The sequence below is a fragment of the Streptomyces sp. CA-251387 genome (assembly GCF_050936625.1).
Classification (GTDB): domain Bacteria; phylum Actinomycetota; class Actinomycetes; order Streptomycetales; family Streptomycetaceae; genus Streptomyces.
On the sequence record NZ_JBNJMJ010000001.1, the window covers coordinates 2,033,590 to 2,051,304 of the forward strand.

Below are 17,715 nucleotides of genomic sequence, written 5' to 3' on the forward strand. Positions count from 1 at the left end.
CAGGGGCGGGCATTTTTTATTTCGTTGTCCATCTCGGCGTGCCCGGCCAGAGTTGATCCCAGCCCGCCAGGGGGTGGGCAGGTGCACACGGGAGGTGGGCTGGTCATGCGGGACACGCTGGTACTGAACGCGAGCTTCGAGCCGCTGTCGACGGTGACGTTGAACCGAGCCGTCGTTCTGGTGCTTCAGGACAAGGCCGTTGTTGAGCAGGCCCACCCCGAACTGCGGATGCGTGGAGCCGCGGTCGACATACCGGCGCCCAGGGTGATTCGGCTCTGCAGGTACGTACGGGTGCCGTTCCGAAGACAAGCGCCGTGGTCGAGGCGGGGTGTTCTGGTGCGGGACCGGCACCGGTGCGCGTACTGCGGGCGCAGGGCTACGACCGTGGACCATGTGGTGCCGCGGTCTCAGGGTGGGCAGGACACGTGGCTGAATACGGTGGCCTCTTGTGCGGAGGACAATCACCGGAAGGCCAACAGGACGCCTGAGCAGGCGGGGATGCCGCTGCTGCGGGAGCCGTTCGAGCCGACGCCGGCCGATGCGATGTTGCTGGCGCTGGGGGCCGACGACCTTGCTGCGCTGCCGGATTGGCTGGCACTGGACGCGGCCTGACCGATCGCCGTAGGGCCTGGAGTTGGTCGTTGGCCGCGGGTTGTGTGTGGCTTGTCGCGCAGTTCCCCGCGCCCCTGAGGGAAGTAGGGCCCGCCTTCCTTGGAAGGCGGGCCCCTTTGGCGTACGGCCTCCTGCCGTCAGTCGATCTGCGGCTTCTCTCGGCGTTCCGTTCCGGAGCCTCCGCTGTTGCCGGAGGCTCCGTTGCCCGAACCGCCGCCCAGGCCGCCCAGGTTGCCCATTGCGCCCGAGAGGCCCTTGAGGGCGTCGCCGATTTCGCTGGGGACGATCCAGAGCTTGTTGGCGTCGCCCTCGGCGATCTTCGGGAGCATCTGGAGGTACTGGTAGGACAGGAGCTTCTGGTCGGGGTCGCCTGCGTGGATCGCTTCGAAGACCGTGCGGACGGCCTGGGCTTCGCCTTCCGCGCGTAGGGCGGCGGCCTTGGCCTCACCTTCGGCGCGGAGGATCTGGGACTGCTTCTCGCCCTCGGCGGTGAGGATGGCGGCCTGGCGCGTACCTTCGGCGGTGAGGATCGCGGCGCGCTTGTCACGGTCGGCGCGCATCTGCTTCTCCATCGAGTCCTGGATGGAGGTCGGCGGTTCGATCGCCTTGAGTTCGACGCGGTTGACGCGGATGCCCCACTTGCCGGTGGCCTCGTCGAGGACGCCGCGCAGGGCCGCGTTGATCTCCTCGCGGGAGGTCAGGGTCCGTTCGAGGTCCATGCCGCCGATGATGTTGCGGAGTGTGGTGACCGTGAGCTGCTCGATGGCCTGGATGTAGCTGGCGACCTCGTAGGTGGCGGCGCGGGCGTCGGTCACCTGGTAGTAGATGACCGTGTCGATGTTCACGACCAGGTTGTCCTGGGTGATCACCGGCTGCGGCGGGAACGGCACGACCTGTTCACGCAGGTCGATGCGGTTGCGGATGGTGTCGATGAACGGCACCACGATGTTCAGGCCCGCGTTGAGTGTCCGCGTGTAGCGACCGAAGCGCTCGACGATGGCCGCGCTCGCCTGCGGGATGACCTGGATCGTCTTGATCAGGGCGATGAAGACCAACACCACCAGAATGATCAATACGATGATGACCGGTTCCATCGTCGTTTCCCCGTATCCCTTCTCCGCTGCGGCAACTTCGGCAGATCTTATGGTTGTTGAAGATCTTGCTGGTCGAGTCTGACAGACCGTCGCGTGGCCCGTGGCGCGTTCGCGCCACTTACGTCGTGCGAGGTCACATGACGATCGCCGTGGCCCCCTCGATGTCCACGACGTCCACTTCCTGGCCTACTTCGTAGGCGCGGTCGGTGTCGAGGGAGCGTGCCGACCAGACCTCTCCGGCGAGCTTGATCCGGCCGCCGGAGGCGTCGACGCGCTCCAGTACGACGGCCTGTTTGCCCTTCAATGCCTCAATGCCGGTGGCGAGTTGGGGCCGCTGTGCGCGATGTCGGTTCGCGATGGGCCGTACGACGGCGATGAGTGCGGTCGAGACGACGACGAAGGACACGACCTGGACGACGGCGTCACCGCCGAAGATGCCGGCGACCACCGCGGCCGCGACCGCGCCCACCGCCAGCATGCCGAGTTCGGGCATCGCGGTGATCACGAGCCCGATGCCGAGCGCTGCCGCGCCGATCAACCACCAAACCCACGCGTCGATTTCCACATGGTCATGGTAGGACTGCGGGCCCTGTCGCGGACAGGGCGCCGATCAGTTTGAAGGGCCTTCTTACCGGGGTGTTCGCGGGGTGAAGGGCGGGGTCAGGAGAGGGGGAGGCCCTGTGCGGTCCAGCGGTCGCCGACCTGTTCGACGACGAGGGGGAGGCCGAAGCAGAGGGAGAGGTTGCGGGAGGTGAGTTCCAGCTCCAGCGGCCCGGCGGCGAGCACCTTGCCCTGACGGATCATCAGGACGTGGGTGAAGCCCGGGGGGATCTCCTCCACGTGGTGGGTGACCATGAGCATCGAGGGGGCGATCGGGTCGCGGGCGAGGCGGCCGAGGCGGCGGACGAGGTCCTCGCGGCCGCCGAGGTCGAGGCCGGCGGCGGGCTCGTCGAGGAGGAGCAGCTCGGGGTCGGCCATCAGGGCGCGGGAGATCAGGGTGCGCTTGCGCTCGCCCTCGGAGAGGGTGCCGAACTTCCGGTCGAGGTACTCGCTCATGCCGAGACGGTCGAGGAAGGCGCGGGCGCGCTGCTCGTCGATCTCCTCGTAGTCCTCGTGCCAGGTGGCGGTCATGCCGTACGCGGCGGTCAGCACGGTCTGGAGGACGGTCTGGCGCTTGGGCAGCTTTTCGGTCATGGCGATGCCGGCCACGCCGATGCGCGGGCGCAGCTCGAAGACGTCGGTGCCGGGCTTGCCGAGGGTCTCGCCGAGGATGGTGGCGGTGCCCGTGGTCGGGTAGAGGTAGCTGGACGCGACGTTCAGGAGGGTGGTCTTGCCGGCTCCGTTGGGGCCGAGGATGACCCAGCGCTCGCCCTCCTTGACCGACCAGGAGACCTGGTCCACCAGAGCCCGGCCCTCACGGACCACGGATACGTCCTGAAGCTCCAGAACATCGCTCATGAGCGCGTTGTCTCCCCTTGCAGTGTGACCGGTGTCGGCGTCTCGGCGGCTAGGCGTCTCGGTGGTCGCGTGCGCCGGTGGGCGCAGCCCTCAACGAAATCTACGCCACCGGTCCAGCGCTTCATTCCATCGGTCCGGTCCTTAGGGTGGGGGCATGCTCTCGGAACCACGTTCAGGACGTCTTGCGGCTTGGGGAAATGCCCTATTGGCCGGACTTGTCTCGCCGGATGACGCTGTGCTCGAGATCGTCGGGGACGATGCCGTGCACCGGGTGGAGGGGCTGCCGGGTGAGTCGGCGCCCGTCGGGCTCACGCTGGCGCTGGGGCGGCTGCGGGCGCTCGGGGTGAGCGGGCTACGGGTCGCGCTGCCGGCGCCGGGGCATCCGCTGGGGCTGAGTGGGCCGCCGGAGTTCAATGCGCGGGCGTTGGATGCCGAGGAGGCGGTGATCTGTCACGGCGCCGCGTTCGGGCTGGTGCCGGAGGTGTACGAGGCCGGGCCCGACGGTGATGTGCATGTCGAGGTCGTGTGGCACTGCCTGGGTGTGCGGGAGGCGCCGCCTGCCGATGTGCCGTCGCTGGGTGAGGCGGAGCGGGAGCTGGCGGAGGCGCTGCGGGAGGCTACCGAGATGTTGTCGCGGCTTGATGTCGCCGGGTCGGGGCCGGTGGCGGAGGCGGCGATCGATGCGTATCGGGCGCGGGCCGAGCGGGGCCGGGAGGTGTTGGCACCGGGGTATCCGCCGCGGGCGGTGCGGGTGCTGGAGCTTGCGCAGCGGGTGGGGTTGTTGATCTCCCTTGCCTATGGGAACGGGCACGGCGGGGCCATGAGTGCGTCCGAGATGGCGGCGCGGTCCGAGGTGCTGCGGCCTGTTGAGCGGACTGCTCGGCGGGCGCAGGTGGCTGCGTACAACGCGTATGTGGAGGAGCGGGAGCGGGGCATGCGCTGAGCGCGGGCTGAGGGTGCGCGGCGTGGGGCGGGTCGCTCGGCGGGCGAGGCGCTGGGCGGGGGTGGGACGGGTCGCGCGGCGAGGTGCTGGGCGGGGGTGGGTCGCGCGGCCCGGCGCTGGCGGGGTGCCGCCCCTCTTTGCGACGGGAGCCGCCCCAGCGGCACGGCTGGTTGCAGGCCGCGTCAGCTGCAGCAGAGATGCGCCGAGAAACTGACCGGCCTCCCGGGGGCGCCCAGGAGGCCGGAGGTCACTGCTTGCTTCGGGGTGGTCGTCAGTGGTTGACGGCCAGGTTGTCGTGGGCCGGGTTCAGCAGGCCGACGACGTTCACGGTGTTGCCGGAGACGTTGACCGGCACGTCCACGGGGACCTGGACGAGGTTGCCCGAGGCGACGCCCGGGGAGCCCACGGCCTTGCCGTTGGCGTGCGCACCGTCGGTGGCAGAGGCCATTCCGGCACCGGCCGCCAGCAGGCCACCGGCCGCCATCGTCACAGCCACTGCCTTCTTCAGGTTCTTCACTTCTAAGCCCTCCTTGCGATTGCCGCGGCAGTCGCCGCAGCACGCACTGGAGAACGGCGGAGATCCACGAAGGATGCGCCATCCGGGGGACATTCCCACGACGGTATGAATCTCAGCCCGGAGGGGAACCCTCCGAATTGCCGAGCGTCATGTCCTGCGGAGAGCGTTTCAGCCGGTCACGCCATGGCGTACGGCCCACAGCGCGGCCTGCGTGCGGTCCGCCAGGTCGAGCTTCATCAGGATGTTCGAGACGTGGGTCTTGACGGTCTTCTCCGACAGGACCAGGGCTCTGGCTATCTCGCGGTTCGAGCGGCCGTCCGCGATCAGTCCGAGGACCTCGCGCTCCCGCTCCGTCAGCGAGCCGCCTCTCCCCTGCCCCGCGTTGGCCTCCTCCTGGGACAACAGGGCGCCCGCGACCTCGGGCTGGAGCAGGATGTGGCCGGCATGGACCGAGCGGATGGCTCCGGCGAGCGCGTCCGGGTCCACGTCCTTGTAGACGTAACCGGCGGCGCCCGCGCGCAGGGCCGGGATGACCGTGCGCTGTTCGGTGAAGCTGGTGACGATCAGCACGCGCGCGGGGTTGTCCAGTTCGCGGAGCTTGCGCAGGGCGTCGACGCCGTCCATGCCCGGCATTTTGACGTCCATGAGGACGACATCCGGCTTCAGCTCCTCGGCTCGGGCCACTCCCTCGGCGCCGTCGGCGGCCTCGCCCACGACCTCGATGTCGTCCTGCACTTCGAGGAAGGTGCGCAGGCCCCGGCGGACCACTTGGTGGTCGTCGACGAGCAGCACCTTGATTGCGTCAGCCACCGGGGACCTCCATCTCGATCGTGGTGCCCTTGCCGGGCGCCGATTCCACGGTCAGCGTGCCGCCGACCCCGCTCGTCCGGTCCCGCATGGAGACCAGGCCGAGGTGGCGCCCTGCGCGGCGTATCGCCTTCGGGTCGAAGCCGCTGCCGTCGTCCGTGACCCGCAGGACCGCTCCGCTGCCGCGCCGGTCCAGCGTCACGTCGACGTGCTCGGCTCCGGAGTGCCGCAGGGCGTTGTGCAGGGCCTCCTGGGCGACGCGCAGCACGGCCTCCTCCTGGGCGGAGGGCAGGGCCTTCACCCCGCGGCCGGCGAAGGTGACGCGCGCGGTGTGGGCGCGGTCGAGGACCTGGATCTGGGTGCGCAGGGTGGCGACGAGGCCGTCCTCGTCGAGGGCGGCGGGGCGCAACTCGACGACTGCGGCGCGCAGTTCGTCGGCGGCCTCGGCGGCGAGCGCGGCCACCTGGTGCAGCTCGCCCTTGGCTCGGCCCGGGTCGCGGTCGATCAGGGCGGCGGCCGCCTGGGCCGTCAGGCGCAGGGAGAACAGCTTCTGGCTGACCGCGTCGTGCAGTTCGTGGGCGAGGCGTGAGCGTTCCTCGGCGATCGTCAGCTCGCGGCTGCGTTCGTAGAGGCGGGCGTTGGTGAGGGCGATCGCGGCGTGCTGGGCGAGGATGGAGAGCAGTTCCTCGTCCTCTGCCGTGAAGCCGCAACTTCCTTGCGGCTTCGGGCAGTTCTTATTGGCCAGGAAGAGTGCGCCGATGACCTCGTCGCCGTCGCGGATCGGCAGGCCCAGGAAGTCGGACATGTCGGGGTGCGCCGACGGCCAGCCCTCGAAGCGCGGGTCCTTGCGGACGTCGGCCAGGCGCTCGACGTTGGCCTCCTGGAGCATCGCGGCAAGGATGCCGTGCTGGCGGGGCAGCGGGCCGATCGCCTTCCACTGCGCGTCACTGACCCCGTCGACCACGAACTGGGCGAAGCCGCCGTGGTCGTCCGGCACGCCGAGCGCGGCGTACTGCGCGTCGAGCAGCTCGCGGGCCGAGGCGACGATCGTCTTGAGGACGTCGCGCACCTCGAGATGCCTGCTCATGGCCAGCAGCGCGGAGCTCACCGCCGCTAGGCCGGACCTGGGGCCTTGACTCATGCCCTCACGGTACCGGCGGGGTGTGACAGCCGGATCGGACCTGTGGAGGCGGCCGGCTGCGGCCAGCGACCTAGGTCTGCGGTCCCGGGCTCGGCGGCTTAGGGCGAAAGGCCCACGGTGCGCGGTGTAGGACGAAGGGCCCCGAGGCTTTGCGCCCCGCGTCCGAGGCGCGGCGGGTGACCCGGTTCCTACGTTGAGGGCACCGCCGATCGGAGGCGGCCTGGAACGAGGGGACGGTTGTCATGCCGGTAGCGATCATCACGGGGGCCTCGAAGGGGCTGGGGCGGGCGCTCGCCGAGGCGCTGGCCGCGCGCGGCTGGGATCTGGTGCTGGACGCCAGGACGGCGGAGGTCCTGGAGGAGACGGCGGCCGGGCTCCAGACGTACGGCACGCGCGTGACGGCGTTGCCGGGGGACGTCACGGACGCCGGGCACCGGTCCGAGCTGGTGGCGGCCGCCTGGCAGCTGGGCGGCGTCGACCTGCTGGTGAGCAACGCCAGCGCGCTGGGCGCCGAGCCGCTGGTACGGCTGGACACACTGCCGCTGGAGGGGTTGCGCCGGGCGCTGGAGGTGAACGTGGTCGCCGCGCTGGGCCTGGTCCAGGAGGCGTTGCCGCTGTTGCGGGCGTCCGGGACGGGCGCGGTGATCACGGTCAGCTCGGACGCGGCCGCCGAGGCGTACGAGACGTGGGGCGGGTACGGGGCGTCGAAGGCCGCCCTCGACCATCTCGCGGCAGTGCTCGGGGAGGAGGAGCCCTGGCTGCGGGTGTGGGCGGTCGACCCCGGGGACATGGGCACGGACCTGTACGCGGCGGCCGTACCGGACGACGACGATCCGCGGCCGACGCCGGCCAGTGTGGTGCCGGCCTTTCTGCAACTGCTGGACGAGCGGCCGGCGAGCGGTCGCTATGGGGCTCCGGCCCTGCTGGAGGGGCGGCGATGACCCTGGTGGTGAGGGTGCCGGAGGAGTTGTCGGCGCGGATCCCGGCCGAGCAGCGCGGGCCGGGGCTGGACCGGGATGCCGTACGGCTGCTGGTGTCGCGGGGCAGCGAGGTGTCGCATCACACGTTCTGCGAGCTGCCGCTGCTGCTGCGGGCCGGGGATCTCCTGGTCGTCAACACGTCGGAGACGCTGGCCGCCGCCGTGGACGGGTGGATCGGGCACGCGCGCGTGGTGGCCCACTTCTCCACGCGCGGGGACGACGGGCGGTGGGCGGTCGAGCTGCGGGATCCCGATGAACGGGGCACTACGCGCGCGCGTGCGGGAGGGCCTGCGGGGACCGAGGTGCGGCTTCCCGGGGGCGTGCGGCTGGTGCTGGAGGAGCCGTTGAGCTCGGGGAGTGAGCGGCTGTGGTGGGCACGGGTGGCCGGACCCCAGGGGGACCTTGAAGGTGGGGGCGACATCCAGGGGGCAGGGATCCTCGGACTGATGCGTGAGCACGGGCGGCCGATTCGTTACTCCTATACGGAGCGGGACCAGCCGTTGTCCGTGTACCAGACGGTGTTCGCGCTGCCGTCGGCCGACGGGACGGGCAGCGCGGAGATGCCGAGCGCGGCGCGGCCCTTCACGGTGCGGATGGTGACGGAGCTGGTGAGCCGGGGTGTGCAGTTCGCGCCGATCACGCTGCACACCGGGGTGGCCTCGGCGGAGGCGCACGAGCCGCCGTATCCGGAGCGGTTCGCGGTGCCGGAGGCGTCGGCTCGGCTGATCAATGCGGTCAAGGCGGGGGACGGCAGGGTGATCGCCGTCGGGACGACCGCCGTGCGGGCCGTGGAGTCGGCGGTGGACGCCAACGGGGTCGTACGCGCGCGTGAAGGGTGGACGGATCTCGTCGTCACGCCGGAGCGCGGGGTACGGGTGGTGGACGGGCTGCTGACCGGGCTGCACGAGCCGGAGGCCTCGCATCTGCTGATGCTGGAGGCGGTCGCGGGACGGGCCGCGATCGACCGCAGCTACGACGAGGCGCTGCGCGGGCTCTACCTGTGGCACGAGTTCGGCGACGTCCATCTCATCCTCCCGACGGAGGGTCCTCACACAGAGCATTGCTCCAGCAACTGCCGGTGAGACCGTTACGCGGCCGATGTGAGCCCGCCAATAGGGCTCAGATCACATACGAAGGGGAGTAGGAGATAACTCGCCCCTTTTGAGCGGGACAGACCTTCCCATCTGTCCGGTTTTGCCCCTCCCTGATCCACTACCGGGGATCGTACGTCACACCTTTGCCTGGCAATTTTGCGGCCGCTAAGAATGGCTGACGTCGCTCAGCGCCGCGGGTTCCGACCGCGGCGCTTGTGCCGGAAGCACCCGTGTCCCACGCAGGACAGCGAGCGACCTCCGCGCTATTCGAAGAGGTCCATCTGCCATGCTCAAAAACACCTTCAACCGCGGTCACAATCGTGCGCTGACCAAGCGGCACAAGATCGCGATCGCCGGTGTCGCCACCCTCGGTGCCGCCGCCCTCGCCTTCACCGCCGTCCCCGGCAACGCACAGACGACCACGGCCGAGGCCCCCACGGGCCGGGTGGCGTACAGCAGTGAGCAGATCAAGGACGTCAAGGCCAGCGTCACCGACCAGCTCGCGTCCCCCAGCGTGAAGGCCGAGGAGATGTCGGCCAAGCACAAGGCTGCCGTGGCTGCCGCCAAGCACAGGGCCGCGGTGGCCCACGACAAGCACGTGGCCGCCGAAGCTGCCGCCAAGAAGAGGGCCGCCGAGGCTGCCGCCAAGAAGAAGGCGGAGGCCGCGCGCAAGGCGAAGGAGGCCGCCAGCCGGTCCGCCGAGCGCGTCCAGGTCAAGCCGGTCGCCGCGAAGAGCTACGCCAACAACCTCGACGGCTGGATCCGTGAGGCCCTGGACATCATGAAGAAGCACGACATTCCGGGCTCCTACAACGGCCTGTACCGCAACATCATGCGGGAGTCCTCGGGCAACCCGAACGCCATCAACAACTGGGACATCAACGCCCAGAACGGCGTTCCGTCGATCGGTCTGCTGCAGGTCATCAAGCCGACCTTCGACGCCTACCACGTCCCGGGCACGGCCTGGAGCCAGTACGACCCGGTCGCCAACCTCACCGCCGCCGCCAACTACGCGGCCGACCGGTACGGCTCGATCGACAACGTCAACAGCGCGTACTGAGCGAGGTAGGCGCGGGCCTCTGATCCGTACGCCGAAGGGCGGCACCCACCTGACGGGGTGCCGCCCTTCGTGCGTCGTACGACAGGGACTACTTGCGCATGACCTCGGGCTCGTGGCGGCGCAGGAAGCGGGCCACGAAGAAGCCGCAGATCACGCCGAGGGCGATCAGGGCGAGCATGTCCATGGTCCAGGCGCCAACGGTGTGCTCCCACAGCGGGTCGTTGCTGTCGCCCTTGGCGGGCGGACTGATCTGGTTGAAGTCCAGCGTGGCACCCGCGGCGGCGACCGCCCAGCGCGACGGCATCAGGTACGAGAGCTCGTTGACGCCGATGGAGTTGGCCAGGGGGAACAGACAGCCGGTGAAGACGACCTGGACGATCGCGAACATGACCAGCAGCGGCATGGTCTTCTCGGCGGTCTTCACCAGGGCCGAGATGATCAGGCCGAACATCATCGCGGTGAAGCCCAGCGCCATGATCGGAATGCAGAGCTCCAGCAGGATCTGGCTGCCGAGGATCAGACCCTCGTCCGGGATGGTGCGGCTGGAGAAGCCGATGACACCGACCATCAGACCCTGTAGCACAGTGATCACACCGAGCACGAACACCTTGGACATCAGGTACGCGGACCGGGACAGGCCGGTCGCGCGCTCCCGCTCGTAGATGACCCGTTCCTTGATCAGCTCACGGACGGAGTTGGCGGCGCCGGCGAAGCAGGCGCCCACCGCGAGGATCAGCAGCACGGTGAGGGCCGTGCCGTTGGCGACGGGCTTGCCTGTGTTCGGATTGATCTCCGTGTTGACCAGGAGGTCCTTGCCGGAGTCGATGAGCAGGCTCACCGAGCCGAGGACGAGCGGCAGGATCACCGTCAGGGCCAGGAAGCCCTTGTCGGAGGCGATCACCGAAACGTAGCGGCGCACCAGGGTCAGGAACTGGGACATCCAGCCCTGCGGCTTCGGCGGCTTCATCGCCTGCATCGGAGGCATCTGTACGGACTGCGGAGCAATCGCGTCGATGTCCGCGGCGTACATCTGGTAGTGCTGCGAGCCCTTCCAGCGTCCCGCCCAGTCGTAGTCGCGGTAGTTCTCGAAAGCGGAGAAGACGTCGGCCCAGGTGTCGTAGCCGAAGAAGTTCAGCGCCTCCTCCGGCGGGCCGAAGTAGGCGACCGCACCGCCCGGCGCCATCACCAGGAGCTTGTCGCACAGCGCCAGCTCGGCCACGGAGTGGGTGACGACGAGGACCGTACGGCCGTCGTCGGCGAGGCCGCGCAGCAGCTGCATGACGTCGCGGTCCATACCCGGGTCGAGGCCCGACGTGGGCTCGTCCAGGAAGATCAGCGACGGCTTGGTGAGCAGCTCCAGGGCCACCGAGACGCGCTTGCGCTGGCCGCCGGAGAGGGAGGTGACCTTCTTCTCCTTGTGGATGTCCAGCTTCAGCTCGCGCAGCACCTCGTCGATGCGGGCCTCGCGCTCCTTGGCCGTGGTGTCGGCGGGGAAGCGGAGCTTGGCCGCGTACTTGAGGGCCTTCTTGACGGTCAGCTCCTTGTGCAGGATGTCGTCCTGCGGGACCAGACCGATGCGCTGGCGCAGCTCGGCGAACTGCTTGTAGAGGTTGCGGTTGTCGTAGAGGACATCGCCCTGGTTGGCGGGGCGGTAGCCGGTGAGCGCCTTGAGCAGGGTCGACTTGCCCGAGCCGGACGGGCCGATGACCGCGATGAGGGACTTCTCCGGGACGCCGAAGGAGACGTCCTTGAGGATCTGCTTGCCGCCGTCGACCGTGACGGTCAGATGGCGGGCGGAGAAGGAGATCTCACCGGTGTCGACGAACTCCTCGAGGCGGTCGCCGACGATGCGGAACGTGGAGTGGCCGACGCCCACGATGTCGGTGGGGCCGAGCAGCTGCGAGCCGCCCTTGGGGATCGGCTGGCCGTTGACGTAGGTGCCGTTGTGGGAGCCGAGGTCGCGGATCTCCATACGGCCGTCGGGCATGGAGTGGAACTCGGCGTGGTGCCGGGAGACCTGCAGGTCGGAGACGACCAGCTCGTTCTCCAGGGCACGGCCGATGCGCATGACGCGGCCGATCGAGAACTGGTGGAACGTGGTGGGGCTGCGGTCGCCGTAGACCGGCGGCGCCCCCGCGCCACCGCCGGGGCCCTGCTGGTGCGGCACCTTCGCGACGGACGGCTGCTGCGGCTGCTGCCAGCCGGCCTGCGGGGCCTGCTGCTGCGGGACCTGCTGGGCCGGTGTCTGCTGCACCGGTGTCTGCTGCACCGGTGCCTGCTGGGCCGGTGCCTGCTGAGCCCAGCCGGCCTGTGCGCCCTGCGCGGCGTACGGCTGCTGCTGCGGCTGGGCCTGCGGCGAGGCGACGCCAGCCGCGGTGCCGGAGAGGTTCAGGCACGGTCCGTCGGTCGCGTTGCCCAGGTGCACGGCCATGCCCGGGCCGATCTCCACCTGGTGGACCCGCTGGCCCTGCACGAACGTGCCGTTGGTGCTGCCGTGGTCCTCGAGGACCCAACTGCGGCCGCTCCAGCTGACCGTGGCATGCCGCCAGGACACCCTGGCGTCGTCGAACACGATGTCGCCCTGCGGATCGCGTCCGAGGGTGTAGGACCTGGACGGATCGAGCGTCCAGGTCCGTCCATTCAATTCCAGTACGAGTTCCGGCACTCCATGCCCCACTGAGTAGTCCCCCGAGTTACCCCCATCAGAGGGAGTCTAGGGATGTCGAACATCGTCGGGAACTATTTCAGGCTCCGCCCCCTGACTGAAAGTCGGGCCTTATGACTGGCACGCGCGCGTGCTTCGACTGGTTCCGTTGACGGGGTGGAAACCAGCCCGGAGAGTGGTAATCCACGCGAGGGGGACATGCGCGGCGAGCCGGCGGTGCCGCGGATCGGGGGGTCTGCATGAGCGCGTCCACGAACGTCGAGACCGCGAGGCACGGCGCACGGCTGCCGTGGGGGGACATCCTGCTGTCCGCGATCGCCTCTGTGAGCTGGGCGTTGATCGGGATGGCGGGCACGGCGGCGCTCGGGCTGCATCTGCTGGAGGCGGACACGTCGAGTTCTCTTGGCCCGATGACCGCGGCGGTGGTGGCCCTTGGGGCGGGTGGTTCGGTCACACCGTCCGGTGATGTGTCCGCTTTCGGGTTGACGGGCGCGGAGGCTGCGACCGCCGTCGAGATCACGCCACTCGGGGTGAGCCTGGTCGGCGCGGTGCTGTTGTCGTGGTTCTTCCTACGGTCCTTGCGGGCCACGGGAGTTGTGATCGCGCCGGCCGAACTCCTCGCGCGCGCGGGCGCGGTGGTCGCGCTGTTCGTGGCGATGCTGGGCGGACTCGCGTGGGCGGGCCACGACGTCATCACGATCGACGGCAGCTCGCTGGGGCTCGACGACCTGCCGGGCGGAGGCGGAGGCGGGGGCGGTGGTGTCGAGATCCCCGGCTTGGGCGACATCGGGGACATCGGCGGGCTGCTGCCCGACCAGATCGGCGACCTCATCGACGCGAAGGCGGCGGTCGGCTTCACGGTGGACACCGCGCCGACGCTGCTCGGCGGTATGGGCTGGTCCGCCGGCATCCTCCTGATCGCCCTGCTGGCCTCGCGCCGCACCCCGCTGCCGCGCGGCTGGGAGGCCGTGCACCGCGTCGTACGACCCGCCGTCTCCGCCCTCGTCACGGTGCTCCTGATCGCGGTCGCCGCCGGGCTCGCGGCGGCGGCCTACGCGGCGATCGGCGACGCCCACCCCAAGCGCATCGCGGGCGCCGCCCTGCTCGGCGCCCCGAACGGCGTGTGGCTCGGCGTCCCGATCGGCCTGCTGGTGCCGTTCGACGGCAGGGCGACCGGGGTCCTGGCGGCCCTGCTGCCGACTCCGCTGGACGACCTGCTGAACAGCGACTCCGACCAGACGGTGACGCTGAGCAGGCTGGCGGAGCTGGACGGCCGGGTGTGGCTGCTGGGGGTCGCGACGGCGGTGATGATCCTGCTCGCGGGCGTGCTGACTGCGGTACGGACGCCGGTGGAGGCGCGGGTCGGGGGGTGGGCCGGGGCGCTGGGCAGGGGCGACGGGGTCGGTGGCGTCAGAAGGCTGGATGCGGAAGTCGTACGGCAACCAGGCGCCGATGCCGGTGGCGGCACAGGTATCCGGGGCGTACGGGATCCAGGGCCCCTCCGTTTCGCCGGGCGGTGTGCGCTGCGGCTCGGTGTCGCCACGGCGTTGACGCTGCCGTTGCTCGCGTGGCTGACCGAGGTGTCGGTGGACGCCTCGCTGTCGGTGCTGGGCTTCGACGCGTTCGGCGCCGGGGTGCAGCTGCGGGGAAACCTCGGCATGGCGTTGGTCCTGGGGGCGGCGTGGGGCGCGGGAGCGGGCGCCGTAGGAGGGCTGCTCGCCCGGGCGACCGGGGCCGCGGGGCGACGGGCGACAGCGGCGGCGCGGGGCGAGGTGGCGGCGGGTGCGAGGCCGGGTGTTGCGGGACCGGCGGAAGGAGCCGGTACGGCGGCCACGGTGACGGACAGCGCCAGTGCGGCCGGCACGCCGACGGAGGGTGCCGGGGCTTCGCCGTACGGGAGCCTGCCCGGGCCGTACGCGCCCGGCACGCCGTATCGGCCACCGAACCCGGGGACGAACCCCTACCTGCGCATGCCGGAGGAACTACGCGAGCCGGAGGACGCGCGGCCGCCGGGTGCGGCCCCGCCTTCCGGAGGCGCGCCACCGTCCGACGGGGCGCGCGGAAGCGACGCGGGGTGGGGGCGCGATGCGCGGCCGGGGTCAGGACGCGAGCCGGGGTCGGGGGACGGGCCGCAGTCGGGACGCGAGCCGGGGCCCGCACGCGGCGCGCGGTCTCAGCGCGACGTGGGGTCGGGGTCGGACGACATACGGCGGCCCGGTGACCCGCAGTCCGCTGAGCCGCCGTCCAGTCAGGCGCCCGGTGAGCCTCCGTCCGCCGGTGGCGACGACATGTACGGCGCGCCCACGGTCATCCGGCCGATCGGTCCGCCCCCGAGGCAGCCCCGGCCTCCTCGACGGCGTGGGGACCGGTCGTCGTCCGGAGCGGGCGAAGGACCGCCACCTCCGCCACCTCCGCCACCCCCTCCTCCTCTCCCGCCACCGAGGAAGCCGAAGGGGCGCTCGTGATCCGTGAGCGGGGCAGGACTGCCTCGCTGGTGAACCGCCCGGGCAGGGGCCGCGGTACGGCTGCGGAGGCGGCCGGGTGACGCCGTCTGGCGTCCGTGTCGACACGTACCCGTGGATGCCGCGGACGCCCGACGACGGCTTGACGGAACTGCGACCACGGCATGACGGCCTCCTTGACGGAGATCGGTGCGGCGGGGGGAACTCCTCGCCGTCGCCGTCCGCGAAAGGGGCACCTCCGCCCACAGCTCGGCGACGATCACACCCAGCAGGATCCAGACGGCGGCCTTCCCACCGGCACCACGGCAGCCTCCCAACGGCACCACGGCCGCCTCCAGCCGCACCGCCCTCGCCTCCCAGCCGCATCGCCCTCGCCTCCAAGCGGCACACGGTCGCCCTCGAGCGGCAAGGGAACCGTGCGGGATACGAGTCGGTGAGCTCGGCCCACAGGTGCCCCTGTGCCGGCTCACAGCCACTGGTGCAGCCGTGGCCGGAATGTAAGACTCGGGCCATCCGCCAGACACCCACTGTTCCGTGTCCGCTAGACGGACCTCAGGGGCACCAGGCACTGAGTGCCGGATACGGTGGAAGCACCATGAGCGCTTCGCAGACCTCCGACATCCCCACACTTCTCGTCAAGATCTTCGGGAAGGACAGGCCGGGCATCACGGCCGGCCTCTTCGACACGCTGGCCGCCTACTCCGTCGACGTGGTCGACATCGAGCAGGTCGTCACCCGTGGCCGGATCACGCTGTGCGCGCTCGTGACGCAGCCCCCGGCCGATCTGGAGGGTGATCTGCGGGCGACCGTCCACAGCTGGGCGGAGTCGATGAAGATGCAGGCGGAGATCATCTCCGGCCGCGGCGACAACCGGCCCCGCGGGCTCGGACGCTCCCTGGTGACCGTGCTCGGGCACCCGCTCACCGCGGGGGCGACGGCCGCGATCGCCGCCCGGATCACCAAGTCCGGCGGCAACATCGACCGTATCTTCCGGCTCGCCAAGTACCCCGTCACCGCGGTCGAGTTCGCGGTGTCCGGTGTGGAGACCGAGCCGCTGCGCACCGCCCTGGTGACGGACGCGGCGGCACTGGGTGTCGACATCGCGGTCGTCGCGGCCGGCCTGCACCGGCGCGCGCAGCGCCTGGTCGTGATGGACGTGGACTCCACGCTCATCCAGGACGAGGTGATCGAGCTCTTCGCCGCGCACGCCGGCTGCGAGGACAAGGTGGCCGAGGTGACGGCGGCCGCGATGCGCGGGGAACTGGACTTCGAGCAGTCGCTGCACGCGCGTGTGGCGCTGCTGGAGGGGCTGGACGCCTCGGTGGTGGAGAAGGTGCGCAGCGAGGTGCGGCTGACACCGGGCGCGCGCACGCTGATCCGTACGCTGAAGCGGCTCGGCTATCAAGTCGGGGTCGTCTCGGGTGGGTTCACCCAGGTCACCGATGATCTCAAGGAGCGGCTCGGGCTCGACTTCGCCCAGGCGAACACGCTGAAAATCGTCGACGGCAAGCTGACGGGCAAGGTCACCGGCGAGATCGTGGACCGGGCGGGCAAGGCGCGGCTGCTGCGCCGGTTCGCCGCCGAGGCGGGGGTGCCGCTGTCGCAGACGGTGGCGATCGGCGACGGTGCCAACGACCTGGACATGCTCAACGCGGCCGGTCTGGGCGTCGCCTTCAACGCCAAGCCGGTGGTGCGGGAGGCCGCGCACACGGCGGTGAACGTGCCGTTCCTGGACACGGTCCTGTATCTGCTGGGCGTCACCCGCGAAGAGGTCGAGGCGGCGGACATGCACGACGAGGCCTGATGAGCGGCACGTACTCGTCCGGGACCTGACGGCCTGCCCGTGATCTGCCGGACCTGACGACTCGCCCGTGATCTGCCGGACCTGACGACCCGCCCATGATCACCTGGACCCGACGACCCACCGTGATCACCCGGACCCGACGACTCGCCCGTGATCACCCGGCCTGACGGCTCGCACCCCCCTCATCCGCTGACCTGCACGCGTAGGGCCCGGCACCACAACGGTGCCGGGCCCTACGCGTGGGGCGGTCACTCCGAGGGTGCCCAGTAGTCCAGCAGCGTGGCCACGCCGGGCTCCAGCGTCTTCCAGGGGCCGCTGAAGGAGAGGACGGCGAAGGCGGCGGCCGGGAAGCCGCGGCGGCTCATCCGCTCGCGTGCCTCGTCCTCGGCCGAGCCGGACAGGATTTCGGCGAGGCCCTGCACGCCCGGGTTGTGGCCGATCAGCAGGACGTTCTGCACGTCGTCGGGTGTTTCGTTGAGCACGGCGATCAGCTCGCCGGGCGAGGCCTCGTAGATCCGCTCTTCGTAGATGGTTTTCGGCCGGTGCGGGAACTCGTGGACGGCGAGCTTCCAGGTCTCCCGGGTCCGGGTCGCGGTGGAGCACAGGGCCAGATCGAAGGGGATGTCGGTGTCGGCCAGCCTGCGTCCGGCCTCTGCCGCGTCCATTCTGCCCCGGTCGGCGAGCGGCCGCTCGTGATCGGTCACCTGTGGCCAGTCGGCTTTCGCATGCCGGAAGAGGACAATCCTGCGGGATTCTGCGACGCTCATGAGACCCAGCTTCGCATGAAACAGGCCATGGGGCGCAGGGAGTTGACGGGCGGCTTCGCCCGTGCTCAGCGCATGATCAGCTGCTGTATGCGCTCGAAGAGCTGGGTGATCGCGGGCTCGGCGGTCGCCGCCTGCGCGTCGGACGGGTTGAGTATCAGCGTCAGCAGAGTGACGAAGGCGAGCGTCGGCAGGGCGAGGGCCCACCAGGGCAGCCGGATGTCGGCACGGCCCGTGGACGCCGGGTGGGGCGGGGTGTGCATGCGGGCCGACATGGTGCCTCCGTGAGTCCTCGAGCGGTCCGTGTCCGCCTC

The 17,715-nt window shown here is 70.4% G+C and carries 16 protein-coding genes; 7 read left to right on the top strand and 9 right to left on the bottom strand.

Annotated elements, in window-relative coordinates; translation table 11 throughout:
* The first annotated feature begins 105 nt into the window (after positions 1 to 105).
* Positions 106 to 612 carry an HNH endonuclease gene (locus ACQEV2_RS08960; protein ID WP_433038369.1) on the top strand — a complete coding sequence of 169 codons (507 nt, stop codon included), beginning with the start codon at positions 106 to 108 and terminating at the stop codon, positions 610 to 612.
* A 137-nt stretch (positions 613 to 749) separates the two neighbouring features.
* On the opposite strand, the gene ACQEV2_RS08965 is transcribed toward ACQEV2_RS08960, so the two are convergent.
* From ACQEV2_RS08965 to ACQEV2_RS08975, 3 genes are all read right to left on the bottom strand, one after another.
* Positions 750 to 1,706 carry an SPFH domain-containing protein gene (locus ACQEV2_RS08965; protein WP_433038371.1) on the bottom strand — a complete coding sequence of 319 codons (957 nt, stop codon included), beginning with the start codon at positions 1,704 to 1,706 and terminating at the stop codon, positions 750 to 752.
* Between the two features lie 133 nt (positions 1,707 to 1,839).
* Complete coding sequence (locus tag ACQEV2_RS08970) at positions 1,840 to 2,271, bottom strand: NfeD family protein (protein ID WP_433038373.1); 432 nt, start codon at positions 2,269 to 2,271, stop codon at positions 1,840 to 1,842.
* Positions 2,272 to 2,366: 95 nt separating this feature from the next.
* Positions 2,367 to 3,164: an ABC transporter ATP-binding protein gene (locus ACQEV2_RS08975; RefSeq protein WP_433038375.1), complete on the bottom strand. Its 798-nt coding sequence runs from the start codon at positions 3,162 to 3,164 to the stop codon at positions 2,367 to 2,369.
* Between the two features lie 154 nt (positions 3,165 to 3,318).
* Here ACQEV2_RS08975 and ACQEV2_RS08980 point away from each other — a divergent pair, with 154 nt between their 5' ends.
* Positions 3,319 to 4,107, top strand: coding sequence for a hypothetical protein (locus ACQEV2_RS08980; RefSeq protein ID WP_433038377.1), 789 nt, complete (start codon positions 3,319 to 3,321; stop codon positions 4,105 to 4,107).
* 271 nt (positions 4,108 to 4,378) lie between these two features.
* Here ACQEV2_RS08980 and ACQEV2_RS08985 read toward each other — a convergent pair whose 3' ends face one another.
* The 3 genes from ACQEV2_RS08985 to ACQEV2_RS08995 all read right to left on the bottom strand — a co-directional run bounded on the left by ACQEV2_RS08985 (position 4,379) and on the right by ACQEV2_RS08995 (position 6,572).
* A complete protein-coding gene (locus tag ACQEV2_RS08985) occupies positions 4,379 to 4,624 on the bottom strand; it encodes a chaplin (RefSeq protein ID WP_433038379.1) in 246 nt (81 codons plus the stop codon).
* Between the two features lie 168 nt (positions 4,625 to 4,792).
* On the bottom strand, positions 4,793 to 5,434 hold the full coding sequence (locus tag ACQEV2_RS08990) for a response regulator (RefSeq protein WP_433038381.1): 642 nt from the start codon (positions 5,432 to 5,434) through the stop codon (positions 4,793 to 4,795).
* Positions 5,427 to 6,572: a GAF domain-containing sensor histidine kinase gene (locus ACQEV2_RS08995; protein WP_433038383.1), complete on the bottom strand. Its 1,146-nt coding sequence runs from the start codon at positions 6,570 to 6,572 to the stop codon at positions 5,427 to 5,429. Before ACQEV2_RS08995 ends, ACQEV2_RS08990 begins: the two co-directional genes overlap by 8 nt.
* Positions 6,573 to 6,814: 242 nt before the next feature.
* Here ACQEV2_RS08995 and ACQEV2_RS09000 point away from each other — a divergent pair, with 242 nt between their 5' ends.
* The 3 genes from ACQEV2_RS09000 to ACQEV2_RS09010 all read left to right on the top strand — a co-directional run bounded on the left by ACQEV2_RS09000 (position 6,815) and on the right by ACQEV2_RS09010 (position 9,706).
* Complete coding sequence (locus ACQEV2_RS09000) at positions 6,815 to 7,513, top strand: SDR family NAD(P)-dependent oxidoreductase (RefSeq protein WP_433038386.1); 699 nt, start codon at positions 6,815 to 6,817, stop codon at positions 7,511 to 7,513.
* Positions 7,510 to 8,634, top strand: a complete 1,125-nt coding sequence (locus ACQEV2_RS09005; protein ID WP_433038387.1) for an S-adenosylmethionine:tRNA ribosyltransferase-isomerase — start codon at positions 7,510 to 7,512, stop codon at positions 8,632 to 8,634. The genes ACQEV2_RS09000 and ACQEV2_RS09005 overlap by 4 nt, the downstream gene beginning before the upstream one ends.
* A 298-nt stretch (positions 8,635 to 8,932) precedes the next feature.
* Positions 8,933 to 9,706, top strand: coding sequence for a transglycosylase SLT domain-containing protein (locus ACQEV2_RS09010; RefSeq protein WP_433038389.1), 774 nt, complete (start codon positions 8,933 to 8,935; stop codon positions 9,704 to 9,706).
* Between the two features lie 88 nt (positions 9,707 to 9,794).
* On the opposite strand, the gene ACQEV2_RS09015 is transcribed toward ACQEV2_RS09010, so the two are convergent.
* Complete coding sequence (locus tag ACQEV2_RS09015) at positions 9,795 to 12,371, bottom strand: FHA domain-containing protein (RefSeq protein ID WP_433038391.1); 2,577 nt, start codon at positions 12,369 to 12,371, stop codon at positions 9,795 to 9,797.
* Between the two features lie 239 nt (positions 12,372 to 12,610).
* Here ACQEV2_RS09015 and ACQEV2_RS09020 point away from each other — a divergent pair, with 239 nt between their 5' ends.
* Together ACQEV2_RS09020 and serB are read left to right on the top strand one after the other, a co-directional pair.
* The gene (locus tag ACQEV2_RS09020) at positions 12,611 to 14,836 is read left to right on the top strand and encodes a streptophobe family protein (RefSeq protein ID WP_433038393.1); all 2,226 of its coding nucleotides are present in this window, start codon (positions 12,611 to 12,613) and stop codon (positions 14,834 to 14,836) included.
* A gap of 592 nt (positions 14,837 to 15,428) precedes the next feature.
* Positions 15,429 to 16,637: a phosphoserine phosphatase SerB gene (gene serB, locus ACQEV2_RS09025; RefSeq protein ID WP_433038395.1), complete on the top strand. Its 1,209-nt coding sequence runs from the start codon at positions 15,429 to 15,431 to the stop codon at positions 16,635 to 16,637.
* Between the two features lie 248 nt (positions 16,638 to 16,885).
* On the opposite strand, the gene ACQEV2_RS09030 is transcribed toward serB, so the two are convergent.
* Together ACQEV2_RS09030 and ACQEV2_RS09035 are read right to left on the bottom strand one after the other, a co-directional pair.
* Positions 16,886 to 17,404, bottom strand: a complete 519-nt coding sequence (locus ACQEV2_RS09030; RefSeq protein WP_433038397.1) for a SixA phosphatase family protein — start codon at positions 17,402 to 17,404, stop codon at positions 16,886 to 16,888.
* 65 nt (positions 17,405 to 17,469) lie between these two features.
* Entirely contained in the window at positions 17,470 to 17,676 is a 207-nt protein-coding gene (locus ACQEV2_RS09035) for a hypothetical protein (RefSeq protein WP_433038399.1), read from the bottom strand.
* Positions 17,677 to 17,715 lie beyond the last annotated feature (39 nt).

Bases quoted from the DNA above. Each gene is read 5' to 3' on its own strand.
- ACQEV2_RS09030 (WP_433038397.1), bottom strand. From the start codon at position 17,404: ATGAGCGTCGCAGAATCCCGCAGGATTGTCCTCTTCCGGCATGCGAAA.
- ACQEV2_RS09035 (WP_433038399.1), bottom strand. From the start codon at position 17,676: ATGTCGGCCCGCATGCACACCCCGCCCCACCCGGCGTCCACGGGCCGT.
- ACQEV2_RS08960 (WP_433038369.1), top strand. From the start codon at position 106: ATGCGGGACACGCTGGTACTGAACGCGAGCTTCGAGCCGCTGTCGACG.
- ACQEV2_RS09000 (WP_433038386.1), top strand. From the start codon at position 6,815: ATGCCGGTAGCGATCATCACGGGGGCCTCGAAGGGGCTGGGGCGGGCG.
- ACQEV2_RS09020 (WP_433038393.1), top strand. From the start codon at position 12,611: ATGAGCGCGTCCACGAACGTCGAGACCGCGAGGCACGGCGCACGGCTG.
- ACQEV2_RS08995 (WP_433038383.1), bottom strand. From the start codon at position 6,572: ATGAGTCAAGGCCCCAGGTCCGGCCTAGCGGCGGTGAGCTCCGCGCTG.
- ACQEV2_RS08975 (WP_433038375.1), bottom strand. From the start codon at position 3,164: ATGAGCGATGTTCTGGAGCTTCAGGACGTATCCGTGGTCCGTGAGGGC.
- ACQEV2_RS09010 (WP_433038389.1), top strand. From the start codon at position 8,933: ATGCTCAAAAACACCTTCAACCGCGGTCACAATCGTGCGCTGACCAAG.
- ACQEV2_RS09005 (WP_433038387.1), top strand. From the start codon at position 7,510: ATGACCCTGGTGGTGAGGGTGCCGGAGGAGTTGTCGGCGCGGATCCCG.
- ACQEV2_RS08965 (WP_433038371.1), bottom strand. From the start codon at position 1,706: ATGGAACCGGTCATCATCGTATTGATCATTCTGGTGGTGTTGGTCTTC.
- serB (WP_433038395.1), top strand. From the start codon at position 15,429: ATGAGCGCTTCGCAGACCTCCGACATCCCCACACTTCTCGTCAAGATC.
- ACQEV2_RS08980 (WP_433038377.1), top strand. From the start codon at position 3,319: ATGCTCTCGGAACCACGTTCAGGACGTCTTGCGGCTTGGGGAAATGCC.